At 72.1% G+C, this 23,708-nt stretch carries 20 protein-coding genes; 8 read left to right on the forward strand and 12 right to left on the reverse strand.

Annotation, left to right across the window (positions count from 1 at the left end; genetic code table 11):
• Positions 1-20 precede the first annotated feature (20 nt).
• The 4 genes from ACZ4SW_RS23890 to ACZ4SW_RS23905 form a co-directional block, all read right to left on the reverse strand.
• Positions 21-875: a 1,4-dihydroxy-6-naphthoate synthase gene (locus ACZ4SW_RS23890; protein WP_468248801.1), complete on the reverse strand. Its 855-nt coding sequence runs from the start codon at positions 873-875 to the stop codon at positions 21-23.
• Entirely contained in the window at positions 872-1,615 is a 744-nt protein-coding gene (locus ACZ4SW_RS23895) for a futalosine hydrolase (RefSeq protein ID WP_468248806.1), read from the reverse strand. The genes ACZ4SW_RS23890 and ACZ4SW_RS23895 overlap by 4 nt, the downstream gene beginning before the upstream one ends.
• A complete protein-coding gene (locus tag ACZ4SW_RS23900) occupies positions 1,585-2,037 on the reverse strand; it encodes a DUF2771 domain-containing protein (RefSeq protein WP_468248909.1) in 453 nt (150 codons plus the stop codon). The genes ACZ4SW_RS23895 and ACZ4SW_RS23900 overlap by 31 nt, the downstream gene beginning before the upstream one ends.
• 565 nt (positions 2,038-2,602) lie before the next feature.
• On the reverse strand, positions 2,603-4,030 hold the full coding sequence (locus tag ACZ4SW_RS23905) for an MFS transporter (RefSeq protein WP_468248811.1): 1,428 nt from the start codon (positions 4,028-4,030) through the stop codon (positions 2,603-2,605).
• A 412-nt stretch (positions 4,031-4,442) separates the two neighbouring features.
• Between ACZ4SW_RS23905 and ACZ4SW_RS23910 the strand changes: the two genes are divergently transcribed.
• Both ACZ4SW_RS23910 and ACZ4SW_RS23915 read left to right on the forward strand, forming a co-directional pair.
• Positions 4,443-5,363, forward strand: coding sequence for a DUF3027 domain-containing protein (locus tag ACZ4SW_RS23910; RefSeq protein ID WP_468248816.1), 921 nt, complete (start codon positions 4,443-4,445; stop codon positions 5,361-5,363).
• A gap of 255 nt (positions 5,364-5,618) precedes the next feature.
• On the forward strand, positions 5,619-8,735 hold the full coding sequence (locus ACZ4SW_RS23915; protein WP_468248820.1) for a sacsin N-terminal ATP-binding-like domain-containing protein: 3,117 nt from the start codon (positions 5,619-5,621) through the stop codon (positions 8,733-8,735).
• Between the two features lie 11 nt (positions 8,736-8,746).
• Here ACZ4SW_RS23915 and ACZ4SW_RS23920 read toward each other — a convergent pair whose 3' ends face one another.
• Both ACZ4SW_RS23920 and ACZ4SW_RS23925 read right to left on the reverse strand, forming a co-directional pair.
• Positions 8,747-11,140 carry a cation-translocating P-type ATPase gene (locus ACZ4SW_RS23920; protein WP_468248825.1) on the reverse strand — a complete coding sequence of 798 codons (2,394 nt, stop codon included), beginning with the start codon at positions 11,138-11,140 and terminating at the stop codon, positions 8,747-8,749.
• Between the two features lie 140 nt (positions 11,141-11,280).
• Positions 11,281-11,535, reverse strand: coding sequence for a DUF2530 domain-containing protein (locus tag ACZ4SW_RS23925; protein ID WP_468248829.1), 255 nt, complete (start codon positions 11,533-11,535; stop codon positions 11,281-11,283).
• 251 nt (positions 11,536-11,786) lie between these two features.
• On the opposite strand from ACZ4SW_RS23925, the gene ACZ4SW_RS23930 reads away from it, so the two are divergent.
• Positions 11,787-13,238 (forward strand): NCS2 family permease, encoded by a 1,452-nt coding sequence (locus tag ACZ4SW_RS23930; RefSeq protein ID WP_468248834.1) that lies wholly within the window; start codon positions 11,787-11,789, stop codon positions 13,236-13,238.
• Positions 13,239-13,259: 21 nt separating this feature from the next.
• On the opposite strand, the gene ACZ4SW_RS23935 is transcribed toward ACZ4SW_RS23930, so the two are convergent.
• On the reverse strand, positions 13,260-13,442 hold the full coding sequence (locus ACZ4SW_RS23935) for a ribbon-helix-helix protein, CopG family (protein ID WP_468248838.1): 183 nt from the start codon (positions 13,440-13,442) through the stop codon (positions 13,260-13,262).
• Between the two features lie 192 nt (positions 13,443-13,634).
• Between ACZ4SW_RS23935 and ACZ4SW_RS23940 the strand changes: the two genes are divergently transcribed.
• From ACZ4SW_RS23940 to thpR, 3 genes are all read left to right on the forward strand, one after another.
• Positions 13,635-14,072 (forward strand): MarR family winged helix-turn-helix transcriptional regulator, encoded by a 438-nt coding sequence (locus tag ACZ4SW_RS23940; protein WP_468248843.1) that lies wholly within the window; start codon positions 13,635-13,637, stop codon positions 14,070-14,072.
• A gap of 427 nt (positions 14,073-14,499) precedes the next feature.
• Entirely contained in the window at positions 14,500-15,762 is a 1,263-nt protein-coding gene (locus ACZ4SW_RS23945; protein ID WP_468248914.1) for an MFS transporter, read from the forward strand.
• 85 nt (positions 15,763-15,847) lie between these two features.
• A complete protein-coding gene (gene thpR / locus ACZ4SW_RS23950) occupies positions 15,848-16,417 on the forward strand; it encodes an RNA 2',3'-cyclic phosphodiesterase (protein ID WP_468248846.1) in 570 nt (189 codons plus the stop codon).
• A 222-nt stretch (positions 16,418-16,639) separates the two neighbouring features.
• Here the strand turns inward: thpR and ACZ4SW_RS23955 are convergent, their stop codons facing one another.
• From ACZ4SW_RS23955 to ACZ4SW_RS23965, 3 genes are all read right to left on the reverse strand, one after another.
• The gene (locus tag ACZ4SW_RS23955; protein WP_468248850.1) at positions 16,640-17,632 is read right to left on the reverse strand and encodes an aldo/keto reductase; all 993 of its coding nucleotides are present in this window, start codon (positions 17,630-17,632) and stop codon (positions 16,640-16,642) included.
• Positions 17,633-17,692: 60 nt separating this feature from the next.
• Complete coding sequence (locus ACZ4SW_RS23960) at positions 17,693-18,277, reverse strand: Uma2 family endonuclease (RefSeq protein ID WP_468248853.1); 585 nt, start codon at positions 18,275-18,277, stop codon at positions 17,693-17,695.
• 88 nt (positions 18,278-18,365) lie between these two features.
• Entirely contained in the window at positions 18,366-19,049 is a 684-nt protein-coding gene (locus ACZ4SW_RS23965) for a GDSL-type esterase/lipase family protein (protein ID WP_468248859.1), read from the reverse strand.
• 110 nt (positions 19,050-19,159) lie between these two features.
• Here ACZ4SW_RS23965 and ACZ4SW_RS23970 point away from each other — a divergent pair, with 110 nt between their 5' ends.
• Positions 19,160-20,149, forward strand: coding sequence for a WD40 repeat domain-containing protein (locus tag ACZ4SW_RS23970; protein ID WP_468248863.1), 990 nt, complete (start codon positions 19,160-19,162; stop codon positions 20,147-20,149).
• 83 nt (positions 20,150-20,232) lie between these two features.
• Here ACZ4SW_RS23970 and serC read toward each other — a convergent pair whose 3' ends face one another.
• Both serC and ACZ4SW_RS23980 read right to left on the reverse strand, forming a co-directional pair.
• The gene (gene serC / locus ACZ4SW_RS23975; protein WP_468248868.1) at positions 20,233-21,351 is read right to left on the reverse strand and encodes a phosphoserine transaminase; all 1,119 of its coding nucleotides are present in this window, start codon (positions 21,349-21,351) and stop codon (positions 20,233-20,235) included.
• A 281-nt stretch (positions 21,352-21,632) separates the two neighbouring features.
• Positions 21,633-22,895, reverse strand: a complete 1,263-nt coding sequence (locus ACZ4SW_RS23980) for a beta-ketoacyl-[acyl-carrier-protein] synthase family protein (protein ID WP_468248874.1) — start codon at positions 22,893-22,895, stop codon at positions 21,633-21,635.
• A 67-nt stretch (positions 22,896-22,962) separates the two neighbouring features.
• Here ACZ4SW_RS23980 and ACZ4SW_RS23985 point away from each other — a divergent pair, with 67 nt between their 5' ends.
• On the forward strand, positions 22,963-23,586 hold the full coding sequence (locus ACZ4SW_RS23985; RefSeq protein WP_468248879.1) for a TetR/AcrR family transcriptional regulator: 624 nt from the start codon (positions 22,963-22,965) through the stop codon (positions 23,584-23,586).
• Positions 23,587-23,708: the final 122 nt, after the last annotated feature.

Genomic DNA, 23,708 nt, shown 5'->3' on the forward strand with positions numbered 1-23,708 from the left:
GCGGCACGCACCGGCACCCGTCAGGGGAACGCGAGCGCGTCCGGGCCGAGGGGCGGTACCAGCTCCTCGGCCGCCGCGCGGGTGAGCAGGCCCCGGACCGCCGCGTAGCCGTCCTCGCCCAGGTCGGCCGTGAACTCGTTGACGTACAGGCCGATGTGCTGGTCGGCCACCGCCGGGTCCATCTCCTGCGCGTGCTCCATGACGTACGGGCGTGACATCTCGGGGTCGTCCCAGGCCGCCCGTACGGACGTGCGGATCGAGTCGGCGAGCAGCTTCAGCGCGTCCGCGCCCAGCGACCGCTTGGCGATGATCGCGCCCAGCGGGATCGGCAGGCCGGTGGTGTCCTCCCAGTGCTCGCCCATGTCCGCGAGCTTGTGCAGCCCGTAGTTCTGATACGTGAAGCGCGCCTCGTGGATGACCAGGCCCGCGTCGACCTTCCCGTCCCGCACGGCCGGCATGATCTCGTGGAAGGGCATGACCACGATCTCGCCGACGCCTCCGGGGACGGTGTCCGACGCCCAGAGCCGGAACAGCAGGTACGCCGTCGATTTCTCGCCGGGCACCGCGACCGTCCGGCCGGTGAGGTCGGTGTCCGCCTCCCGGGTGAGCACCAGCGGCCCGCAGCCGCGGCCCAGCGCGCCCCCGCACGGCAGCAGGGCGTACTCGTCGAGGACGTACGGCAGGACGGCGTACGACACCTTCAGCACGTCGAACTCGCCGCGCTCGGCCATGCCGTTGGTGACGTCGATGTCGGCGAACGTCACGTCGAGCGCCGGGGCGCCGGGCACGCGGCCGTGGGCGAGGGCGTCGAAGACGAAGGTGTCGTTCGGGCAGGGGGAGTAGGCGATCTGCAGGGGTTCGGCGGATGCGGTCATGCGGTTTCCCAACTCTCCAATACGGGTGCCAGCTTCCCGAAGCCCTCCGTGAGGGCCGTGAGCGCGTCACCGATGCGCCAGGCGGCGCGGTCGCGGGGGCCGACGGGGTTGGAGACGGCCCGGATCTCCACGACGGGCGTGCCGTGCGCGGCGGCCGCCTCGGCCACCCCGAAGCCCTCCATCGCCTCGGCGAGCGCCCGCGGGTGCCGGGCGCGCAGCTCGGCGGCGCGTGCGGCGCTGCCGGTCACGGTGGAGACGGTGAGGACGGTCCCGGCGCGTGCGCCGGTGGCGGCGACGAGATCTCGTACGAGTGATTCCGGCGGCCGGTGGCTGACGGTGCCGAAGCCGAGTTCGGTCACCGGCAGGAAGCCGTCGGGGGTCTCGGCCCCGAGGTCCGCGGCCACGATGTCGTCGGCGACGACGAGCGATCCGAGGGGCGCGTCGGGCGTGAAGCCGCCCGCGATGCCTGCGGAGACGACGAGGTCGTAGGGCGTGCCGTCGAGGGCGGCGGCGGTGAGCGCGGCGGCGGTGGAGGCCGCGGCGAGGGCGGGGCCCACGCCGGCGGCGAGCAGGTCGTGGGCGCCGGTGCGGTGCAGGACCACCCCGGGGAGCCGTACCTCGGCGGCCGGGGATGCGAGGGCCCTGGCCACCGCGTCCCGTTCCACGGGGACCGCGGTGGCCACCAGGACCCGCGCCGGGGAGGACGTGGTCAGGAAGCCTTCTCGAGCTTGAAGGACCACAGCCCCGTCACCTTGCTCTCGCCCTCCTTGATGGAGACGAGCGTGGAGTTGCCGCTCGCCCCGTACTGGGCGTTGAAGAACACGCTGCCCGGGATCGTGCGGTAGGTCTTGGTGCTGGACTCGGTCAGCGGCTGGCCGTTCATGAGGATCGTCCAGCCCTTGTCCGCGATGGCCGGGTCGACGCCGAAGCGGACCGTCTCGTCGGGGTCCACCTTGATCGACTTGATGTCCTTCGACTTCAGGCACTTCTCCAGATCACCGGAGGGGATTTCCTTGCCGTCGTTGTAGCAGTCGGTCTGGGAGCTCACCGAGTTCGTGCCGACCGTGATGGTCGCCAGCGGCGACGGCTTGTTACAGGCGGACAGCAGGAGCAGTCCGGCGGAAACGGCGCCGAAGGCGGCTACGGCGCGACGGGAACGCAGAGCGGTCATGGCCGAAGGCTATCGGGCACGGCCGGGGTGTCCCCCACGCGGGGTGCACGACGTGCCGCCCGCTCCCGCGCGCAGGCCCCGCGCACCCGGCCCGGCCACGGGCGGCACCGCTCGTCCGCGGCCCCTCCCGGGTCGGCCCGTGAGGCCCGCCGGACGGCCGAAATCCCACGCCGCCGGTCCGCGCCGCCCGGCTCAGGCTGCCCGATCCACGCCGCCCGATCTGCGCCGCCCGGTCCACCCGGCCCGGCCACCGGCGGCACCGGTCGTCCGCGGCCCCTCCCGGGCCGGCCCGTGAGGCCCGCCGGACGGCCGAAATCCCACGCCGCCCGATCCACGCTGCCCGGCTCACGCCGCCCGGCTCACGCCGCCCGATCCGCGCCGCCCGATCCGCGCCGCCCGGCTCAGGCCGCCCGGCTCAGGCGGCCCGGCCCGCGCCGCCCGGCTCAGGCCGCCCGGCCCACGCCGCCCGGCTCAGGCCGCCCGGCTCAGGCTGCCCGGCCCACGCCGCCCGGCTCAGGTTGCCCGGCCCGCGCCGCCCCGATCCGCGCCGCCCGGCTCAGGCCGCCCGGGTCCGGGTCGTGCTCTCCCGGCGGGCCGAGGTCAGCAGGGCCCGTACCGTCGGAAGCCAGCCCGAGGCGACGATCGCCGCGCCGACCGAGAGACCCAGCGCCCCGTCGAGCGGCAGCACGATCCCGATCGCCCCGCCCAGCACCCAGGCCATCTGCAACAGCGTCTCCGAGCGCGCGAACGCCGACGTGCGCACCAGCTCCGGCACGTCCCGCTGGATCAGCGCGTCCAGCGCCAGCTTGGCGAGCGCCTGTGCGAATCCCGCGATCCCCGCCAGGCACGTCACCAGGAACGCGCCGAAGAACACCGCCGCCGTGATCGCCGCGCCCAGCACGATCACCACCACCGTCACGATGATCACTTCCGGTGCGCGGGATCTCAGCCAGGCGCCCACGGCCGTACCCAGTGCGTTGCCCGCGCCCGCCGCGACGCCCACGATGCCCAGGGACACCGCCGCGCTCTCCCCGGTCAGCGGGTGCTCGCGCAGCAGGAAGGCTAGGAAGAAGATCAGGAAGCCGGACAGACAGCGCAGCGCGGCGTTGGCGGCCAGGGCGTGGATGACGGCGGGGCCGACGGTGCGCAGTCCTGGCCGGCTGGAGGCCGCCTTGCGCCGGGGGCCGTGCAGATGGTCCTCGTCCGCGGCGAGCAGCGCACGGTCCTCCCCCTTCGCCGAGTCGACCTTCGGCGGCAGCGAGAACGACAGGAACGTCCCCGCGACGAACAGCACGAAGGCCCCGTACAGCGGCCAGCCCGGACCGACGGCGTGCAGCGCGGCGCCGACCGGGGCGGCCAGCCCGGTGGCGAGCAGCCCGCCGAGGGTGACCCGGGAGTTGGCCTTCACCAGCGAGAAGCGGGGCGGCAGCAGCCGTGGCACCACGGCGCTGCGGACGACGCCGTACGCCTTCGACGCGACGAGGACGCCGAGCGCCGCCGGGTACAGCTCGAGGCTTCCGCTCGCCACCGCCCCCGAGATGATCAGCGCGAGCAGGGCACGGGCGAGCATCGCGCCCGCCATGGCGGCCCGCCGGCCGTGCGGGAGCCGGTCGAGGAGGGGACCGATCACGGGGGCGAGCACCGTGAACGGCGCCATGGTGATGGCGAGGTAGAGCGCGACCCGCCCGCGGGCCTCGTCCGTCGGCACGGAGAAGAAGACGGTGGAGGCGAGGGCGACGGTGATCATGACGTCGCCGGCGCCGTTCACGGCGTGCAGTTCGATCAGTTTGCCGAGGCCGGACTCGCCCGCGCCGTGCGCGTGCGTGGCCTTGCGGATACCGCGGGCGACTCCCGTGAACGGTCGGCCCACGGCACGGCCGACCGCGCGGACGGACCCGCCGAACCGGGCCGAACCGCCACCCCGGCTGCGCCCCCCGGCCCCACCGACCCCGGTGGTTCCCTCGGACGACCTCGCGGCTGCCACCCCGTCATAGTGCCCCGAGAAGGGCGGATGTAGCGCCGATGCGACGCGGATACGCACCTACGGGATCGACCGGTGCCGTACCGGGAGCAGGGCGTGGGTACGGAACGAGCCAAGTGCGTCCGGAGCCGGGAGGCGCCTCGGCGACCCGTCCGGAACGGCATGCGGAGGACCGGGCTCCGGGAAAGCGCAGCCACTCGGTGTGGGCGCCGGGGCCCGGAGAGGGTAGCGTGCGTAGCGCGCCGTGGCGATTGTTCTCGGCCGCGCGCCTCTCATCCATCCCGCAGAATGGATGGTGTGGGTGCGCCCGAGCGCGATCGGGCGCGGACGTCGACGCGGCCCTCAGGTCCGCTCCGTCCGCACCCAGCCGAGAAGGGGCGCACCCGTGAGACGGCGTAGGAGAGAAGCGATACCTGTGAGCGCGACAACGCGAAGCCGCACCCCCGACCGCCTGTGCGCCGAGGCGATCGACCTCGCCCGCGCCGCCGCCGAGGAGGCCGCCGCGCCCGGCATCGTCGGCGAGCACGCCGGGACGGTGTCCGAGGGCGACCGCGTTGTGACGCACTTCTTCGAGTGCAAGGAACTGGGCTACCGCGGCTGGCGCTGGGCGGTGACGGTCGCGCGGGCCTCGCGCGCGAAGGTCGTCACGGTCGACGAGACGGTTCTGCTGCCCGGCCCCGACGCGCTGCTCGCCCCGGAGTGGGTGCCGTGGAGCGAGCGGCTGCGCCCCGGCGACCTGGGCCCGGGCGACCTGCTGCCGACGGACGCCGAGGACCTGCGTCTGGAACCCGGTTTCACCGGCGAGGAGGAGCCGCTGCCGAACGCCGCGGTCTCCGGCGAGATGGCCGAGCTGGTCGAGGCGGAGGACGCGGAGGTCACCGGCGGTGCCCCGGCGAACCTGCCGATGGCCCCGTCGCGCGGTTCGATCTCCGCGGTGGCGGAGGAACTGGGCATGCGCCGCGCCCGGGTTCTGTCCCGCTACGGTCTGCACGTCGCCGCCGACCGCTGGGAGGAGGCGTTCGGCGCCAAGACGCCCATGGCCCAGGCGGCCCCCGCCTCCTGCGTCTCCTGCGGCTTCCTGGTCCCGATCGGCGGTTCGCTCGGGCAGGCCTTCGGGGTGTGCGCCAACGAGTTCTCCCCGGCGGACGGCCGGGTGGTGTCCCTGTCGTACGGCTGCGGCGGCCACTCGGAGGCGGCGGTCATGCCGAAGCCGCCGCGCCCGGCTCCGCCGGTGGTCGACGAGACGAAGGTCGAACCGTTTCCGCTGCGGCCCTCCCCGGAGGGGTCGGTGCCCGCGGTGGCGGACGAGTCGTCGGCGGAGCTGGGGCACTCGTAGAGCACGGCCTGGTCCTGGCCCGGCGAGCACGGCCGGGTCCTGGCCCGGCACCCACCCACCCGCCCGTCCGGGGGTCCCCCCGCTCCAAGAGCCCGGGGGAGTTCGAGGACGAGGCCGTTCGGGCGGATACGGGGGCCTGGGGCGCAGCCCCGGAACGGCGCCCCCGACAGACGGCACCTGCCCGAGTGTCGGCCGAGCTCCCGCACGGTACCTTCGTCCGGCGGCAGCCCCCCGCCGCGAGAGGGAGAGTGAACCGTGAGCAAGTTCGTGCGACCGGCAGCCGAAGGGGACCCGTTCGGCACGGCCCGCCTGCGCCGCGGCGTGCTGGACGCGTGGGCGACCAGCCCGGCCCGGTTCCGCGAGGACGCCAACGCCGAGGAGGACCTCGTCCTCGGCGGCTACCGGGACCGCCTCGTCGTGGAGCTCGCACAGAACGCCGCCGACGCCGCGGCCCGGGCGGGGGTCCCCGGCCGGCTCCGGCTGACCCTGCGCGAGGGCGTGCTCGTCGCCGCCAACACCGGCGCCCCGCTGGACGCGGCCGGCGTCGAGTCGCTGTCCACGCTGCGGGCCTCCGCCAAGCGCGACGAACGGGAGCAGGCCGTCGGCCGCTTCGGCGTCGGCTTCGCGGCCGTCCTCGCCGTCAGTGACGAGCCTGCGGTCGTCGGCCGGCACGGCGGGGTGCGCTGGTCCCTGTCCGAGGCCCGGGAACTGGCCACCGAGACCGCCCGGCACAGCCCCGGCCTCGGCGACGAGATCCGCCGCCGCGACGGGCACGTGCCGCTGCTGAGGCTGCCGTTCGCGGCCGAGGGCACCGCCCCGGACCCGTACGACACCGCCGTCATCCTCCCGCTGCGCGACGCGGCGGCCGCCGATCTCGCCGAGCGGCTGCTGGGGGCCGTCGACGACGCCCTGCTGCTCGCCCTGCCCGGGCTCGAAGAGGTCGTCGTCGAGATCCACGACGAGACGCCCCGCACGCTGGTCCGCCGCACCGACGGCACCGACACCGTCGTGGAGGACTCCCGCGACGGCACCACACGCTGGCGTACCGTCTCCCACCACGGCCCGCTCACCCCCGACCTGCTCGCCGACCGCCCGGTCGAGGAGCGGCTGCGCCCCCACTGGTCCGTCACCTGGGCCGTCCCCGCCGAGGCCGACGGCACCCCGGCCCGCCCCCGCACCGCCCCGGTGGTGCACGCCCCGACCCCGAGCGACGAGCCGCTCGGGGTGCCCGCCCTGCTCATCGCGTCGTTCCCGCTGGACACCAGCCGCCGCCACACCGCGCCCGGCCCGCTGACCGACTTCCTGGTGGAGCGCGCCGCCGACGCCTACGCCGAACTCCTCGCCGCCTGGCGCCCGGTGACCCCCGGCATCCTCGACCTGGTGCCGGGCCCGCTCGGCAAGGGCGAGCTGGACGGCGCGCTGCGGAGCGCCGTCCTGGAGCGGCTGCCGCGCACCGCGTTCCTGCCGCCCGCGAACGAGCCCGGTGACGACGACGAACTGCCCGAGGCGCTGCTCCCCCGGGACGCCGAGGTCGTCGAGGGCGCCGGCGCCGGGACCGTGCGGGTCCTCGCCGAGGTGCTGCCGTGCCTGCTGCCGGCCGGCCTCGAACGCCGTGTGGAGCTGCGGACGCTGGGCGTGGCCCGGGTGCCGCTGACCGAGGCGATCGACCGGCTCGCGGGGCTGGAGAAGGAGCCGGAGTGGTGGTGGCGGCTGTACGACAGCCTGGCCGGGGTCGACCCGGACCGGCTGTCCGGGCTGCCGGTGCCGCTCGCCGACGGGCGGACGACGATCGGGCCCCGGCAGGTCCTGCTGCCGACGTTCGACGGGCCGCCGGTGGCTCCGGAGACGCTGGCCCGGCTGGGACTGAAGGTCGCCCACGCGGACGGCGCCCATCCGCTGCTGGAGAAGCTCGGCGCCCTCCCGGCCACCCCGCGGGCCATCCTCACCACCCCGCAGGTGCGGGCCGCCGTCGCCGCCTCGCTCGATGACGAGGGCGTGGGCTGGGAGGAGGACGGGCCGGACGCCGAGGAGCTGGCGGACACCGTGCTCGCGCTGGTCCGCGAGGCGGGCCTCGAACCCGGTGACGAGCCGTGGCTCGGCGCGCTCGCCCTGCCCGACGAGGACGGCGAACTCTCGCCCGCCGGGGAACTGGTCCTGCCCGGCAGCCCGTTCGCGGGCATCATGCGCGAGGGCGAACTGGCCTGCGTGGACGCCGACCTGGCCGAGCGCTGGGGGCATCAGCCGCTGGCCGCCTGCGGCGTGCTCGCCACCTTCGCCCTCGTCCGCGCCACCGACGTCGTCCTCGACCCGGACGAACTGGAGCCCCGCGACTCCGACTTCGCGGAGCCCGACGACGTGGGGCTGCTCGACGCCGTCGACGTGTGGTGCGAGGACGTCCTGGACCGGCTGCCCGAGACCCCGGTACCGCCGGTGGCGACCGAGATCGTCGCCGTACGGGACCTGGACCTGGTCGACGACGACCGCTGGCCGCAGGCCCTCGCCCTGCTCTCGCAGCCCCCGCTCAGGGACGCGCTCACCCAGCCGGTGCGGGTGCTGCTGCCGGACGGCACCCACGAGGTCGTACGCCCGTACGCGGCCTGGTGGCTGCGCGGCCACCCGGTGCTGGACGGCCGCCGCCCGGCCGGCCTGCGCGCCGCGGGCGGCGACCCGCTGCTGGCCGGCCTGTACGAGGAGGCGGACGCCACCGGCTTCGACGACGAGCAGGTGCTGCGCGCCCTCGGCGTACGGACGTCGGTCGCCGCCCTGCTCGACGAGCCCGGCGGCGCGGCGGAGCTGCTGGACCGGCTCGCCGACCCGGAGCGCCCCGTCACGGCCGCCCAACTGCACGCCCTGTACAGCGCGTTGGCCGAGCTGGACCCGGAGCGGGTGACCCTGCCGGAGGAGCTGCGGGCGGTGGTGGACGGGCAGGTGACCGTCGTGGACGCCGCCGACGCGGTGGTCGTCGACTCGCCCGACCTGCTGCCCTTCACCGAAGGCGTGCCGCTGCTGCCGGTCCGCCCGGCCCGGGCCGCCGATCTCGCCGAGCTGTTCCAGGTGCGGCGGCTGAGCGAGTCGGTGACGGGCGAGGTGACCTCCGAGGGCGCCGAGCACGACGTACCGGACTCCGTGCGGGTGCTGCTCGGCCCGCGGACCCCGCAGACGTACGTCGAGCACGAGGAACTCGTCGTCGACGGGGTCGAGCTGGACTGGCGCCTGACCGCCGACGGCGTCCTGCACGCGGCCACCCTGGAGGGCGTCGCGGCGGGCCTGGCCTGGGCGGCGGGCCAGTGGCCGCGCCGCTTCGAGGTGGCGGCGCTGCTGGAAGACCCCTCCCGCACCGAGGAGCTGGCGCGGGACCGCTGGTTCGACTGAGGCTGAGCAGGTCAGGCGGGGAACCGGCGGTCGACCCACTTCCACAGCAGTTCCAGGACGGCCGCCGACACCGCCGCGACGCCCACCGCGATCCAGGGGACCGTCTCCCCGACCAGCCTGAGGGCGAAGAAGTGCTGCAGCCACGGCACGGCCAGCACGAACACGAACGCCACGCCCATGGCGGCCACCAGGCCGATCCGCCACCAGGTGTAGGGGCGTGCGACGATCGCCAGCACCCACATGGTGATCAGGAACAGCGTGAGGGTCGCCGCGCTGGTCTCCGCGTCCAGGGAACCGGGGCCGCTGTAGTGGTGGCGGGCGATCAGGTAGGTGACGAACGTGCCGACCGCCGCCACGGCCCCGCCCGGGATCGAGTACCGCATCACCCGCCGGACGAAGTGGGGCCTGGCCCGCTCCCTGTTGGGCGCCAGGGCCAGGAAGAACGCCGGGACGCCGATCGTCAGGGTCGACAGCAGGGTCAGATGCCGGGGCAGGAACGGGTACTCCACCTGCCCGCACACCACGAACACCGCGAGCAGCACCGAGTACACCGTCTTCACCAGGAAGAGCGTCGCGACCCGGGTGATGTTCCCGATGACGCGCCGGCCCTCGCCGACCACCGACGGCAGCGTCGCAAAGCTGTTGTCGAGCAGCACGATCTGCGCCACGGACCGGGTCGCCTCCGAGCCGGAACCCATCGACACCCCGATGTCCGCGTCCTTGAGCGCCAGCACGTCGTTCACGCCGTCGCCCGTCATCGCCACCGTGTGCCCGCGCGACTTCAGGGCGCCCACCATGTCCCGCTTCTGCCGTGGGGTGACCCGGCCGAAGACGGTGCCCTTGTCCAGGGACTTCGCCATCTCGACCTGGTTCGGGGGCAGGTGCCGGGCGTCCATCACCTCGCCGCGGATGCCGAGTTTCCCGGCCACCGCGCCCACCGACACCGCGTTGTCGCCGGATATGACCTTGGCGTGGACGTTCTGGTCGGCGAAGTAGCGCAGGGTGTCGGCGGCGTCCGGGCGCAGCCGCTGCTCCAGGACGACCAGCGCGGTGGGCCGGGTGCCGGCCGCGACCCGGGGGTCGTCCAGGTCCCGGGAGGCACGGGCCAGCAGCAGCACGCGCAGCCCCTGTTCGTTGAGCCGCCCGGTCTCGGCCAGGGCCGGGTCGTCGGGGTCGAGGAGGACGTCGGGGGCGCCCAGCAGCCATGTACTGGCCTGGCCGTCGCCCTCGCTGAAGGAGGCGCCGCTGTACTTGCGGGCGGAGGAAAAGGGCAGGGCCTCGGTGCAGCGCCACTCCTCGCTGTCCGGGTAGGCGTCGATGATCGCCTGGAGGGAGGCGTTGGGGCGGGGGTCCGCCTCGCCGAGGGCGCCGAGGACCTTGCGCACGTACGTCTCGTCGGCGCCCTGGAGCGGCCGCAGCTCGGTGACGTCCATGCCGCCCTCGGTGAGCGTGCCCGTCTTGTCCAGGCAGACGGTGTCCACGCGGGCGAGCCCCTCGATGGCGGGCAGCTCCTGGACGAGGACCTGCTTGCGGCCCAGCCGTATGACGCCGATCGCGAAGGCCACGGAGGTCAGCAGCACCAGCCCCTCGGGGACCATGGGCACGATGCCGCCGACCGTGCGGGCCAGGGAGTCCTTGAGCCCGTGCTGTGTCGTCACGAGCTGGCTGATGACCAGGCCGACCGCGGTGGGGACCATCATCCAGGTGACGTACTTGAGGATGGTGGAGATGCCGGTGCGCAGCTCGGAGTGCACGAGCGTGAAACGGCTCGCCTCCTCGGCGAGCTGGACGGCATAGGCCTCGCGGCCGACCTTGGTCGCCCGGAACGCGCCGCCGCCCGCGACGACGAAGCTGCCGGACATCACCGGGTCACCGGGCCGTTTGACGACGGGGTCGGCCTCCCCGGTGAGCAGCGACTCGTCGACCTCCAGGCCGTCGGTCTCGAGGCAGACACCGTCGACGACGATCTTGTCGCCGGGCCCGACCTCGATGACGTCGTCCAGCACGATCCCGGACGTGCCGATCTCCCGCGCGGTCCCGTCGCGGCGCACGGTCGGCCGCGCCTCGCCGATCACCGCCAGGGAGTCCAGCGTCTTCTTGGCCCGCCATTCCTGGATGATGCCGATCCCGGTGTTCGCGATGATCACGTAGCCGAACAGGCTGTCCTGGAACGGCGCCACGAACAGCATGATCAGCCAGAGCACACCGATGATCGCGTTGAAGCGGGTGAAGACGTTCGCGTGGACGATCTCGCCCAGGGAGCGACTGCTGCGCACCGGAACGTCGTTGACGTCACCGCGGGCGACCCGCTCGGCCACTTCGGCGGCGGTGAGGCCGCGCGTCCGCACGGGCATCGGAGCGGGGTGCACGGGGTCGAGTTCGGCGCCCGCGTCGATGTGCGTCATGCCTTCGACGGTACGTGCGGACGGGCATGGTCACCCGCCGAGCGGCCCAAAGATCAGACCAGGGAAGGAGGGGCGGCGGAGGGTGTCGTGCGGTGGTTGTAGGGGAGCCCCTGCCGGAGTGCCTCCGCTACCGGAGCCTGCTACCGATCGGCGGCGGAGGCCCGCTTGATCGCCGCGTCCCGCCTCCGTACGTACCAGATGCCCACGCATCCGAGCCCGGCCCCCGCCAGGCACGTCCACAGCCACCAGGTGTGCCCGTGGTCGGCGAACCAGCCGTAGAAGGGGAGCTGGACCAGGAACATCAGGAACCAGAGGAGCGTGCCGCCGGTCACGACGGGCACCACGGGGCCCTCGAGGGGCTCCGGCGCCTCGTGCCTGGGGGTCCATTTCGCCATGTGCTCAGCTTACGAGGAGCCGTAACGGCGTCGACCGCGACCCGGCCGACCTGGCACACCAGGAGTCTACGCGCGGAGATAGCGATCAACGCCTTATATGTTCATACTGAAACAGTTCGAGTCTGGCTGCTTACGTTCGTACGAAACGCCAACAGAAACTGGGGGAGATCTGTTGGTGATCGAGCGACGGCGAGACTCGATCACGTTTGTCACCGTTTGTTACTGATCCCCTGTGCACCTTGAGGTCCCGCATGCCCACCTCGGCCCCCGCCAAGGCCTCCGCGCCGCAGCAGCCGGGCACCCGGCCGCCGTCCGGCGCCCTCGACCGCTACTTCAAGATCTCCGAGCGGGGCAGCACGCTGTCCCGCGAGATCCGGGGCGGCTTCGCCACCTTCTTCGCGATGGCGTACATCATCGTGCTGAACCCGATCATCCTCGGCAGCGCGAAGGACATGTACGGGCACCACCTGGACCACGGCCAGCTCGTCACCGCGACGGCCGTGACCGCCGCCTTCACCACGCTGCTCATGGGCGTGATCGGCAATGTCCCGATCGCCCTCGCCGCCGGCCTCGGCGTCAACACGGTCGTCGCCCTCCAGCTCGCCCCGCGCATGTCGTGGCCGGACGCGATGGGCATGGTCGTCCTCGCCGGTTTCGTGGTGATGCTGCTCGTCGCCACCGGTCTGCGCGAGCGCGTGATGAACGCCGTGCCGCTGGGCCTGCGCAAGGGCATCTCGATCGGCATCGGCCTGTTCATCATGCTGATCGGTCTCGTGGACTCCGGCTTCGTCACCCGCATCCCCGACGTCGCCCAGACCACGGTCCCGCTCCAGCTCGGCATGAACGGCCACCTGAGCGGCTGGCCGGTCCTGGTGTTCGTCCTCGGCGCGCTGCTCACCTTCGCGCTGATCGTCCGCAAGGTGCCGGGCGCGATCCTGATCTCGATCGTCGCGATGACGGTCCTCGCGGTGGTCCTCAATGCGGTCGCCAAGATCCCGAACTGGGGCCTGACCGTCCCGAAGTGGCCCGGCAACCCGGTCGCCAGTCCCGACTTCGGCCTGATCGGCAAGGTCAGCCTGTTCGGAGGCTTCGGCAAGGTCGGCGTGCTGACCGGCGTCCTGTTCGTCTTCACCGTCCTGCTGTCGTGCTTCTTCGACGCGATGGGCACGATCATGGGCATCGGCGACGAGGCCAAGCTGACCGACGCCGAGGGCAACATGCCCGGCATCAACAAGGTCCTCTTCGTCGACGGCATCGCGGTCGCGGCGGGCGGCGCCAGCTCCTCCTCGGCCACCACCTGCTTCGTGGAGTCCACGGCGGGCGTCGGCGAGGGCGCGCGCACGGGCTTCGCGAACGTCGTCACGGGCCTGCTGTTCACGGCGGCCCTCTTCCTCACCCCGGTCGCCACGATGGTGCCGTCCCAGGCGGCCACCCCGGCCCTGGTCGCGGTGGGCTTCCTGATCCTGTCCAACTCGGTCAAGGAGATCGACTGGGCGGACTACACGATCGCCATCCCCGCCTTCGTGACGATGCTGATGATGCCGTTCACGTACTCGATCACGAACGGCATCGGCATGGGCTTCATCACCTTCGCGCTGCTGCGCCTGGCCGCGGGCCGCGGGCGGGAGGTCCCGGTGGCGATGTACGTGGTGGCGGCGGTCTTCGGCTTCTACTACCTGATGCCGGCGCTGGGCCTGACCTGATCCCCGAAGGCGTCCACGGCGTCAGGTGACCCCGTAGAACCGTTCCGTCTCCTCGACGGCGGTCTCGAACCGCTGGTCGAAGTCATCCCGAATGAGCGTCCGGACGACATAGTCCTGGACGCTCATTCCTCTTCTGGCGGCGTGTTGCCGGAGCCGCTCGAGCAGCTCCCCGTCCATCCGCACGCTGAGCACACTGGTCCCCATGGCTCCGAGGGTCGCCGGACCCGGGGGCGCGACGGGTCACGTTCCGCGACCACATCACTCGTTCGGGTGATACGCGCAGCTCGGGTGTTTCCCGCCGGGGCCCGGGAGGCGGGTGCGCACGTGGCCGGAGTCACCCTCATGGCGGTGCGTTCGGGTGGTCTTTAGGGAAAGTAATGAGTTATCCTAAAGAGCATGCCTGACCTGACCCATGGCGACGACGCTGCCGCCGTGAACGCTCTCCGCTCCGCCGTGATGCGCCTGTCGCGCCGACTCAAGCACCAGCGGGTCGACGAGTCGCTGAGCCCGACCGAGATGTCGGTGCTCGGCACCCTGTCCCGCTGCGGCTCCGCGACCCCGGGCGAGCTCGCCCGCAAGGAGCACGTCCAGCCGCCCTCGATGACCCGCATCGTGGCCCTGCTGGAGAGCAAGGGTCTGGTCGCCCTGGAGCCCCACCCCGAGGACCGGCGCCAGAAAGTGGTCACCCAGACCGAGCGGGCCGAGGCGATGCTCGAGGAGAGCCGCCGCAAGCGGAACGCGTTCCTGGCCGGACTGGTCGAGGGCCTGGACGACGACGAGTGGGCGGCACTCCGCGCCGCAGCGCCCGTCCTCGAGAAGCTCGCACACCTGTGACCGGGGCGCATCCGGGGCATCGCGGGACCCGACCCGGGGGTGTCGCGGCCCCGGATGCACGCCCGTGCCGGACGCTCACCGTGACCGACGCGGCCCCCACCCGCGTACGTACGAAGCCGTCATCGCAAGGAGGCGAATCCCTTTGAGTACGGGAACCGGAGCAGCTTCCGCCCCCGCACCAGCCACCCACGACTCCCCGCCCGCCCACGAGACCGCACAGCCGGCGCAGCCCCCCACCGCCGTCGAGAGCCCGGAGCCCGTCGAACCGACCGGACCCGAACCCGTCGAACGGACCACTCCCGGCCCCGCCCGACGGACCGACCCCCTGGCGCGGACGAAGCCCGTAGCACGGACCGAGACCGCCATCCCGACCCGGCCCACCGGTTCGACCAAGACCGCCGTCCCGACCGAGACCCGCAAGTCGTCGATGTTCAGTTCGCTGCGCATCCGCAACTACCGGCTCTTCTTCCTCGGCCAGGTCGTCTCCAACACCGGCACCTGGATGCAGCGCATCGCCCAGGACTGGCTGGTGCTCAGCCTGACCGGCTCCTCCACCGCCGTCGGTGTCACCACGGCGCTGCAGTTCCTGCCGATGCTGCTCTTCGGCCTGTACGGCGGCGTCCTCGTCGACCGTCTGCCCAGGCGCCCGACGCTGCTCGTGACGCAGTCGGCGATGGGAGCGACCGGCCTCGTCCTGGCCTTCCTGACCCTGACCGGGCACGTCCAGGTCTGGCACGTCTACCTGGCCGCCTTCGCCGTCGGACTCGCCACGGTCGTCGACAACCCGGCCCGGCAGTCCTTCGTCTCCGAGATGGTCGGACCGAAGCAGTTGCAGAACGCGGTCAGCCTGAACTCGGCGAACTTCCAGTCCGCCCGCCTGGTCGGCCCCGCCGTCGCCGGTGTCCTGATCACCGGCATGGGCACGGGCTGGGCCTTCCTGCTCAACGGCGTGTCCTTCGTCGCGCCCATCGCGAGCCTGCTGCTGATGCGCGCCCGTGAGCTGTACGTCGTGGAGCGCGCGCCGCGCGGCAAGGGCCAGCTCCGCGAGGGCCTGCGCTATGTCGCCGGGCACCCGGAGCTGATCTGGCCGATCGTGCTGGTGGGCTTCATCGGCACCTTCGGCTTCAACTTCCCCGTGTGGCTGTCGGCCTACGCGGACGACGTCTTCCACGCGGGCGCCGGCGCCTACAGCCTCTTCAACACGCTGATGGCGCTCGGCTCGCTGACCGGCGCGCTGCTCGCCGCGCGGCGCGGCACGGCCCGGCTGCGGGTGCTGATCGCGGCGGCCGCCCTCTTCGGCACGCTGGAGATCCTGGCGTCCGGGGCCCCGTCGCTGTGGCTGTTCTCGCTGCTGATGGTGCCGATAGGGATCGCCGGCCTGACGGTGAACGTCACGGCGAACACGGCCGTCCAGATGGGCACGGACCCGGCCATGCGCGGCCGCGTCATGGCCCTGTTCATGATGGTCTTCATGGGCGGTACGCCGCTCGGGGCGCCCCTGGTCGGCTGGGCCACGGACGCGTACGGCGCCCGGGTCGGGTTCGCCCTGGGCGGCCTGATCTCGGCCGCGGCGGCCGTGACGGTCGGCCTGCTCCTGGTCCGGGCGAGCGGCCTGCGCCTGGCGGTGGGCTGGCACCGGGGGCACCCGCGGGTGCGGTTCGTGCCGCGCGAGGAGCCGGTGACGGCCTGAGGGGTTCGGGGGCGCCTCGGGCGAGGCGCCCCTTCGCGCGGCTGCCGGTGTGGCCGGGGAGCGTGATCCCTGCGAGGGTGAGGGCATGAGACTGTTCGCCGCGGTGCTGCCGCCCCCGGACGTGCTCCGGGAACTGACGGCGGTGGTACGCGAGTTGGAGGGCCTGCCCGGGGCGCGGGGGCTGCGCTGGACGGGCCGGCCGGGCTGGCACTTCACGCTCGCCTTCTACGGCGAGGTGGCCGAGGACGTCGTACCGGACCTGTCCGAGCGGCTGGCTCGGGCGGCCCGGCGCACCGAACCGTTCCCGCTGTCCGTGTCCGGGGGCGGGCGCTTCGGGGACCGGGCACTGTGGGTGGGCGCGACCGGGGACGTGCGGGCGCTCAGGCTGCTCGCCGAGCGTGCGGAGTCCGCGGCGCGCAAGGCGGGCGTGGAGACGGGCGAGCACCGCCCCTACCGCCCGCATCTGACCCTGGCCCGCAGCCGGGGCACGGCGGACTTCCGGCCCTATGTGGCGGCACTGCAGGCGTTCGAGGGCCGTGAGTGGACGGTGGGGGAACTCACTCTGGTCCGCAGCCGGCTGCCGAAGTCGGGGGTTGCGGGGGAGCAGCCCCGGTACGAGACCGTGGAGCAGTGGGGGCTCGGCACGGGGGAGTGACGAGGTCCGGTTACGCTCGATGCGTGGACCCGAAGACCCGTAACCGGATCATGGCCGGTGTGCTCGTGCTGATGTTCGCGGTGGTGGCGCTGACGGCGGCGATCGGCAAGTAGACCACCGCCGCGTGCGCCCCGCCGGGCGGAACCCCTGTGGAGACCGCCCGGCCCCGGGTCCCGCGCCGGCCGGCGAAGGCACCGGGGCCGTGGTGTGCGCATGCGCCGTTTACCAGGCGAACGCCTCCGGAGACGGACCCGGGCCGGGGAAGATCTCCTCCAGGCCCGCCAGGACCTCTTCCGACAGCTCCAGCTCGACCGCCCTGATCGCCGACTGAAGCTGCTCGGCGGTGCGCGGGCCGACGATCGGGCCCGTGACCCCCGGGCGGGTCAGCAGCCAGGCGAGAGCCGCCTCGCCGGGTTCCAGGCCGTGCTTCTCCAGCAGGTCCTCGTAGGACTGGATCCGCGTACGGACCGCGGGGTCGTTGAGCGCGTCGGCGGTCCGGCCGCCGGCCCGGCGTCCGCCCTCGACCTCCTTCTTGATGACCCCGCCCAGCAGCCCGCCGTGCAGCGGCGACCACGGGATGACCCCGACGCCGTAGTCCTGCGCGGCCGGTATGACCTCCATCTCGGCGCGGCGCTCGAAGAGGTTGTACAGGCACTGCTCGCTGACCAGGCCCAGGGAGCCGAGCCGGGCGGCGGTCTCATTGGCCTGGGCGATCTTGTAGCCCGGGAAGTTGCTGGAGCCGACGTACAGGACCTTGCCCTGCTGCACCAGCACGTCCAGCGCCTGCCAGATCTCCTCGAACGGGGTGTTCCGGTCGATGTGGTGGAACTGGTACAGGTCGATGTAGTCGGTCTGCAGGCGCTTGAGGCTGGCGTCGACCGCCCGCCGGATGTTCACCGCGGAGAGCTTGTCGTGGTTGGGCCAGGCGGTGGTGCCGTCCGGGGCCATGTTGCCGTACACCTTGGTGGCCAGCACGACCTTGTCGCGCCGCTCGCCGCCCTTGGCGAACCAGTTGCCGATGATGGTCTCGGTACGGCCCTTGTTCTCGCCCCAGCCGTACACGTTGGCCGTGTCGAAGAAGTTGATCCCCGCGTCCAGGGCCGCGTCCATGATCGCGTGGCTGTCGGCCTCCTCGGTCTGCGGACCGAAGTTCATGGTCCCGAGAACGAGCCGGCTGACCTTGAGTCCCGTGCGTCCGAGCTGCGTGTACTCCATGACCGCCTAGCCAACGGCGTGGAGTGCGCTCTAGGCAAGGGGGTTGGGTGTGGGACCGGGTCAGTCGCGCGGGAACTCGTCGGTCTTGAGGGTGAGGCCGAGGGGGGTGGCGGTCATGTCGACGTCGGCTCCGAAGGCGACGGAGAGTTCGCTGATGTACTCGCCGTCCTTGGGCTGGGTGTAGAGGTGGCACTTGCCCTGGTAGGGGTCGGCGACGAGGTAGACGGGGACTTCGGCGAGTGCGTAGGCCGTCTTCTTCGGCCCGTAGTCGTTCTGCGCCGTGCCCCTCGAGATGACCTCGGCGACGAATTCGACGTCCTTGCAGCGCCACAGACCCTTGCCGTCCGTCTCGGCGCCCTCGGCCACGAGCGTCACATCGGAGGCGAAGCCGTTGAGGTGGCCCGGGTAGTCGACGCGGACGTCCGACTTCACGCGCTTGCGCGGGTACTTGGTGCGCAATTGCTCGACGATGCCCAGGATGATCTCCCAGTGCGTGTCCCGCTGCGGCGACATGAAGATGGCCCCCTCGACGATCTCGACCTTGTAGCCCTCGGGGGTGGTCCGCTCGAGCGACCCGAACAGCTCGTCCAGAGTCAGCTCGCCGCTGTCATCGGCCATCTCGATCCTGTCTTCGAGGACGGTCATCGTGGCGCTCCTCCCCGGCCGCCCCCCGCACGAGTGCAGCCGCGCAGTACAACGATAGGCACGGTGACCAGGGCACGCCGGTATTCGGTCAACTCGTTCCGGCCGCGTACGCCTGCCCGACCCCCCACGCCTCCCACATCGCCCCCGCGAACGCCTCGGCGATCTTGTGCTCGCCGCTCGCGTTCGGATGCGTGCCGTCGTACGTGTCGACGTGGATGTCGTACGACGGAGGTGGGGAGGCCAGCAGGATCGGCGATCGGGGCTCGTCGAGGTCGGCCACCGCCTTCGCCAGAAGCTCGTTGAAGAGGGTCACCTGGGCTCCGAAGGGCGCGTCCGCCTGTGCCCGGATGTTCGGGATCACGGGGAGCAGGACCATACGGATGCGCGGGTTGGCCGCCCGCGCCTCGGTCACGAAGCGGCGCACGTTCTCCGCCGTCTGCTCCGCGTTCGTGTAGAAGCCCAGGTCGATCAGGCCGAGGGCGACCAGCAGCACATCCGCCCTGGACTGCCGGACCGCGTCCGCGATCAGCGGCGCCATGTGCAGCCAGCCCTCGCCCCAGCCCGCCAGATGGGCGCGGGGGAAGTCGGGTTCGGCGTAGGCGTACGACGTCGGCGCGTCGGCCGCCTTGTCGTACAGGGTCTCGCGCGGACCGACGAGCGTGCACGGACCGCCGTACGTCTCGCACAGATGCCGCCACAGCCGGTAGCGCCATGTGTGTTCGCCCGCGCTGCCGATCGTCTGGGAGTCGCCTACGGGCATGAACCTGAGCATCCGCTCATGATGGACGATCAGCGGGGAACGGGGTGGGACGTATGGGACGGGGCGGATGTGAGGATCGACACGCGCGACGGCCGCCGATCAGGGGATGGCACGCTGGGGCCATGCGTCGACCGTTCGCGTTCCTCTCCGGCCTCTGCGGGGCCCTTCTCGCCGGTGTGCTCGCGCTCGCCGCGCCCGCGTCCGCGTCCGCCGACGACGGCGGCTTCACCATCAAGGACCCCCGGATCACCGAGTCGAGCGGACTCGCCGCCTCCCGCCTCCACCCGGGGGTCTACTGGACGCACAACGACAGCGACGACGGCCCGTACCTCTACGCGGTGGACGGCCGCACCGGGAAGACGGTCGCCACCCTCACCCTCCGCGGCATCGGCACGCCCCGTGACGTGGAGGCCGTCTCCATCGGCCCGGGGAACGAGATCTACCTCGGCGACATCGGCGACAACCTCGGCGGCAAGTGGCCGTACGTGTGGATCTACAAGCTGCCCGAGCCCAAGGTGCTCAAGGACCAGACGGTCCGCGCCACCCAGTACGTCGTGAAGTACGCGGACGGGCCGAGGGACGCCGAGTCGCTGCTGGTTCACCCGAAGACGGGGCGCGTCTACATCATCGACAAGAAGGAGGACGGCGGCCACCTCTACGAGGGCCCGGCCGGACTGTCCGCCACGGGGACGAACGTGTTCCGCCCCATCGCCGCCGTCGACCTGTGGGCCACGGACGCCGCCTTCTCGCCCGACGGTCGACAGCTCGCCGTACGCGGCTACTTCGGCGGCATCGCGTACGCGTGGAACGGCGGGAGGATCAGGAAGCAGACCCGTCTCGACGTCCCCCTGCAGCGGCAGGGCGAGTCGGTCACGTACTCGCTCGACGGCTCGAAGCTCCTGTACGGCAGCGAGGGCGCGGACAGCCCGGTGCAACCGGAGAGCGTGCCCGGCTACCGGGCCAAGTCACCCTCCGGAAAGGGGAGTACGCAGCCCGGAGCCGGAAGCGGCTCACCGCTCGACGTCGACTACAGGACCGGCGCGCTGGTCCTCCTCGCCGGCCTGGCCCTGGTCCTCGTCCTCAAACGGCTGCTGCGCCGCAGCCCGGGCTAGCCCAGGGGCCCGGGAAGGCGGAAAGGGGCGCCCGGTGAACCCGGGCGCCCCTTTCCGCGCATTGCCTCGTACGGGCGAGTCCCCTACAGCTTCTCGATCACGTAGTCGACGCACTTCGTCAGTGCCTCGATGTCCGCCGGGTCGATGGCCGGGAACATCGCGATGCGGAGCTGGTTGCGGCCCAGCTTGCGGTAGGGCTCGGTGTCGACGATGCCGTTGGCGCGCAGGACCTTGGCGACGGCGGCGGCGTCGATCTCGTCGGTGAAGTCGATCGTGCCGATCACCTGGGACCGCTTGGCCGGGTCGGCGACGAACGGGTTCGCGTACTTGATGTCCTCGGCCCAGCCGTACAGCGTGCGCGCGGAGGTGGCCGTGCGGCGGACCGCCCAGTCCAGGCCGCCCTGGCCGTTGATCCACTCGAGCTGCTCGTTGAGGAGGAACAGGGTGGCCAGCGCCGGGGTGTTGTACGTCTGGTTCTTGCGGGAGTTGTCGATCGCCGTGGGGAGGCTGAAGAACTCCGGGATGTGGCGGCCGGAGGCGTGGACGCGCTCGGCGCGCTCGATCGCCGCCGGGGAGAATACGCCGATCCACAGGCCGCCGTCGGAGGCGAAGGACTTCTGCGGGGCGAAGTAGTAGACGTCGGTCTCGGCGACGTCGACCGGGAGGCCGCCGGCGCCGGAGGTGGCGTCCACGAGAACCAGGGCGCCCTCGTCGGCCCCCGCCACCCGCTGGATGGGCATGGCGACGCCGGTGGAGGTCTCGTTGTGGGTGAAGGCGTAGACGTCGACGCCCGCCTCGGCCTGCGGCTCCGGGTGGGTGCCGGGGTCGGTGGAGATGACCGTGGGCTCGGCGAGCCAGGGGGCGAGCTTGGCCGCCTTGGCGAACTTCGAGGAGAACTCGCCGAAGCTGAGGTGCTGCGACTTGTTCTCGATCAGGCCGTGGGTCGCGATGTCCCAGAACGCGGTGGAGCCGCCGTTGCCGAGGATGACCTCGTAGCCGTCGGGGAGCTGGAACAGCTCGCGGATTCCCTCGCGCACCTTGCCGACCAGGTTCTTGACCGGGGCCTGGCGGTGGGACGTGCCGAGCAGGGAGCTACCCGTCGCGGCGAGGGCGTCCAGCGCCTCGACCCGCACCTTGGAGGGACCCGCGCCGAAACGACCATCCGCGGGCTTGATGTCGTCGGGAATCTGGATATCAGCCACGGACGGAGCGTAGCCGCTGGAGGAAACCTGGGCGAAACGTGGTCCGTCGGCTGAGACGGGATGTCGCCCGAGGGGGTGAACCCGCCCTGCCGCCCCTCCCCATCTCGTCCTCCAGGGGCTCCGCCCCTTCGCCCCCGCCAGTGCGGTGAGGGCGGTGGTCGAAGCGGCGGTCTGAGGGCGGTGCACCTTCTCAAGGAAGGGTGGCCCCTCGGTCGGACGAGTCTTTCAACGCTCGATCAATCGGCCGCGACCCTCCACGGACAATGGTGCGTTCGCGTGGGTCATGAGGTGATCGAAGCCGTACGGGACGCGTGGTGACCCGCGCCGGTGACGATGAGTGAGACGTTCTGCCCACCGAAGCCGAAGGAGTTGCTGAGCACGGCCTCCTGGGGGACGTCTCGGCGCTCTGCGACGACATCGAGATCGATGTCGGGCCCGACGCCGGCCGCGGCGATGTTGCGGGTCGGCGGGATGACGCCGTGCTCCACACTGAGGACGGCGATGAGCGCCTCGATCGCACCAGCCGCGCCGAAGAGATGACCGAGTGCCGCCTTGGGGGCTGTCACGGTGGCGCGGCCGAAGACTTCTCCGATCGCGTGTGCCTCGGCGACGTCGCCGACCGGAGTTCCGGTGGCGTGGGCGTTGATGTGGCCGATCTGCCCGGGAGCCAAACCGGCTTGCGCGAGGGCCTTCCGCATGGCCGAGATCTGACCGGAGCCGTCGGGAGCGGGCGCCGTGATGTGGTGGGCGTCGGCGGCGATGCCGGCGCCCGCGAGCACCGCGTGGACGTGCGCGCCTCGGACGCCGGCGTGCTCGGCGCTTTCGAGCACCATGACAGCGGCGCCTTCACTGAGGACGAATCCGCTGCGGTCCGCGGCGAACGGCCGTGACGCTGAAGCGGGTTCGGCGGTGTGCCGCGACAGTGCCTGTGCCTGGGCGAAACCGGCGACGGTGATCGGGGTGATCGCGGCCTCGGTCCCGCCCGCGATGACCACGTCCGCCTCGCCGGCACGGATGAGCCTGGCTCCCAGGGCGATCGCCTCGGCACCGGAAGAGCACGCCGAGACGGGCGTGTAGACCCCGGCCCGTGCACCGTATTCGATGCTGATCAGCGCCGCCGCCGCATTGGGCATGAGCATCGGGACCGTGCGTGGCGAGACGCGCCGCGTCCCGGCCGCCTCCAGTACGTCGTCTTCCTTCAGCAGCGTCCGTACGCCACCGATGCCCGTGCCGATCGCCGATGCGAGCCGGTCCGGGTGCACCCGTGGGGCACCGGCATCGGCCCAGGCTTCGGCCGCCGCGGCCAAGGCCGCCTGCTGCGAGCGGTCGAGCCGCCTGGCCTGCACCGGTAGCAGCAACTCGGCGGGGTCGATCGCCATCGTCCCCGCGACGGTGTCGGGAAGGCCGACGTCCTCGTGGCCGCGCAGGACGCCGCCGCGGATGCCCGACTCGCCGGCAAGCAGGGCGTCCCACGTAGACGTCACGTCTGCACCGAGTGGCGTGATCGCGCCGAGTCCGGTCACGACGACTTCGGTTCGTTGCATGCACTTCGACCTTTCTTGTATGTCATACAAGCGGGGCGGGTCTTGTTGTATCACATACAATTAGGGTGTGGAGAAGAAGCGAACAGAAGCTCGATCAACGTCGGCTCGGTCGCGTGACCGCGGTCGCGCGACGAGGCGCCGGCTGATTGAGGCAACTGCACGACTCTGCAAGGAGCGGCCCGGCGCCGAGGTGAGCGTCGCTGAGATCGCGAGCGCGGCAGGCGTCTTCCCCAATCAGGTCACCTACTACTTCGGCTCCAAGGACTCGCTGCTCGTGCACGCCGCCTTTCTCGGCTTGCTGCACGACGCCCGACGGATTGAGCGCATCGGTCGCCAAGCCCCCGATGCGGTGACATTTCGGCGCAACATCGCCCGCGCTGTACTGGCCATGCCCTCGCTCCCGTCGGTCGCGCGAGCACTCGCCGCCGGGATCTCCAAGCCCGAAGTCGCCCCTGTGGTCGACCGGCACCTCCAGTTGCTGTTCCGGCAGTCCGAGCGCTTCGTGAGCCGGCTCATCGACAGTCGCGGCTGGAGGGCCCGTCGACCGCTCGACGTGGAGGCCAGGACCTTTTGGAGCACCGCGCTCGGCGCAGTGCTGCTCGTCCGCGCCGGGGCGCACGGAACGGTCGCCGACCTCGACCTCGCCGGAGCATTGACCATCCACGACGAACCCGAGCGCGGCTGCTACTGATCTTTTCGTTAGTTCTGTGGGGTTGGTTGGATGGTGAGTCCGGTGTGGGTGAGGAAGGACCAGGGGAGTTGATCGTTCTGGTTGATGCGGCGAATGCCTTGTTCGGTGGCGTCGGCGACGTC

It is taken from the genome of Streptomyces sp. NPDC028331, from assembly GCF_055565775.1.

Excerpts from the sequence above, each read along its gene's own strand:
- ACZ4SW_RS23890 (WP_468248801.1), bottom strand. The coding sequence starts at position 875 with ATGACCGCATCCGCCGAACCCCTGCAGATCGCCTACTCCCCCTGCCCG.
- ACZ4SW_RS23920 (WP_468248825.1), bottom strand. The coding sequence starts at position 11,140 with ATGACGCACATCGACGCGGGCGCCGAACTCGACCCCGTGCACCCCGCT.
- ACZ4SW_RS23925 (WP_468248829.1), bottom strand. The coding sequence starts at position 11,535 with ATGGCGAAATGGACCCCCAGGCACGAGGCGCCGGAGCCCCTCGAGGGC.
- ACZ4SW_RS23930 (WP_468248834.1), top strand. The coding sequence starts at position 11,787 with ATGCCCACCTCGGCCCCCGCCAAGGCCTCCGCGCCGCAGCAGCCGGGC.
- ACZ4SW_RS23935 (WP_468248838.1), bottom strand. The coding sequence starts at position 13,442 with ATGGGGACCAGTGTGCTCAGCGTGCGGATGGACGGGGAGCTGCTCGAG.
- ACZ4SW_RS23940 (WP_468248843.1), top strand. The coding sequence starts at position 13,635 with ATGCCTGACCTGACCCATGGCGACGACGCTGCCGCCGTGAACGCTCTC.
- ACZ4SW_RS23945 (WP_468248914.1), top strand. The coding sequence starts at position 14,500 with ATGTTCAGTTCGCTGCGCATCCGCAACTACCGGCTCTTCTTCCTCGGC.
- thpR (WP_468248846.1), top strand. The coding sequence starts at position 15,848 with ATGAGACTGTTCGCCGCGGTGCTGCCGCCCCCGGACGTGCTCCGGGAA.
- ACZ4SW_RS23955 (WP_468248850.1), bottom strand. The coding sequence starts at position 17,632 with ATGGAGTACACGCAGCTCGGACGCACGGGACTCAAGGTCAGCCGGCTC.
- ACZ4SW_RS23960 (WP_468248853.1), bottom strand. The coding sequence starts at position 18,277 with ATGACCGTCCTCGAAGACAGGATCGAGATGGCCGATGACAGCGGCGAG.
- ACZ4SW_RS23965 (WP_468248859.1), bottom strand. The coding sequence starts at position 19,049 with ATGCTCAGGTTCATGCCCGTAGGCGACTCCCAGACGATCGGCAGCGCG.
- ACZ4SW_RS23970 (WP_468248863.1), top strand. The coding sequence starts at position 19,160 with ATGCGTCGACCGTTCGCGTTCCTCTCCGGCCTCTGCGGGGCCCTTCTC.
- ACZ4SW_RS23980 (WP_468248874.1), bottom strand. The coding sequence starts at position 22,895 with ATGCAACGAACCGAAGTCGTCGTGACCGGACTCGGCGCGATCACGCCA.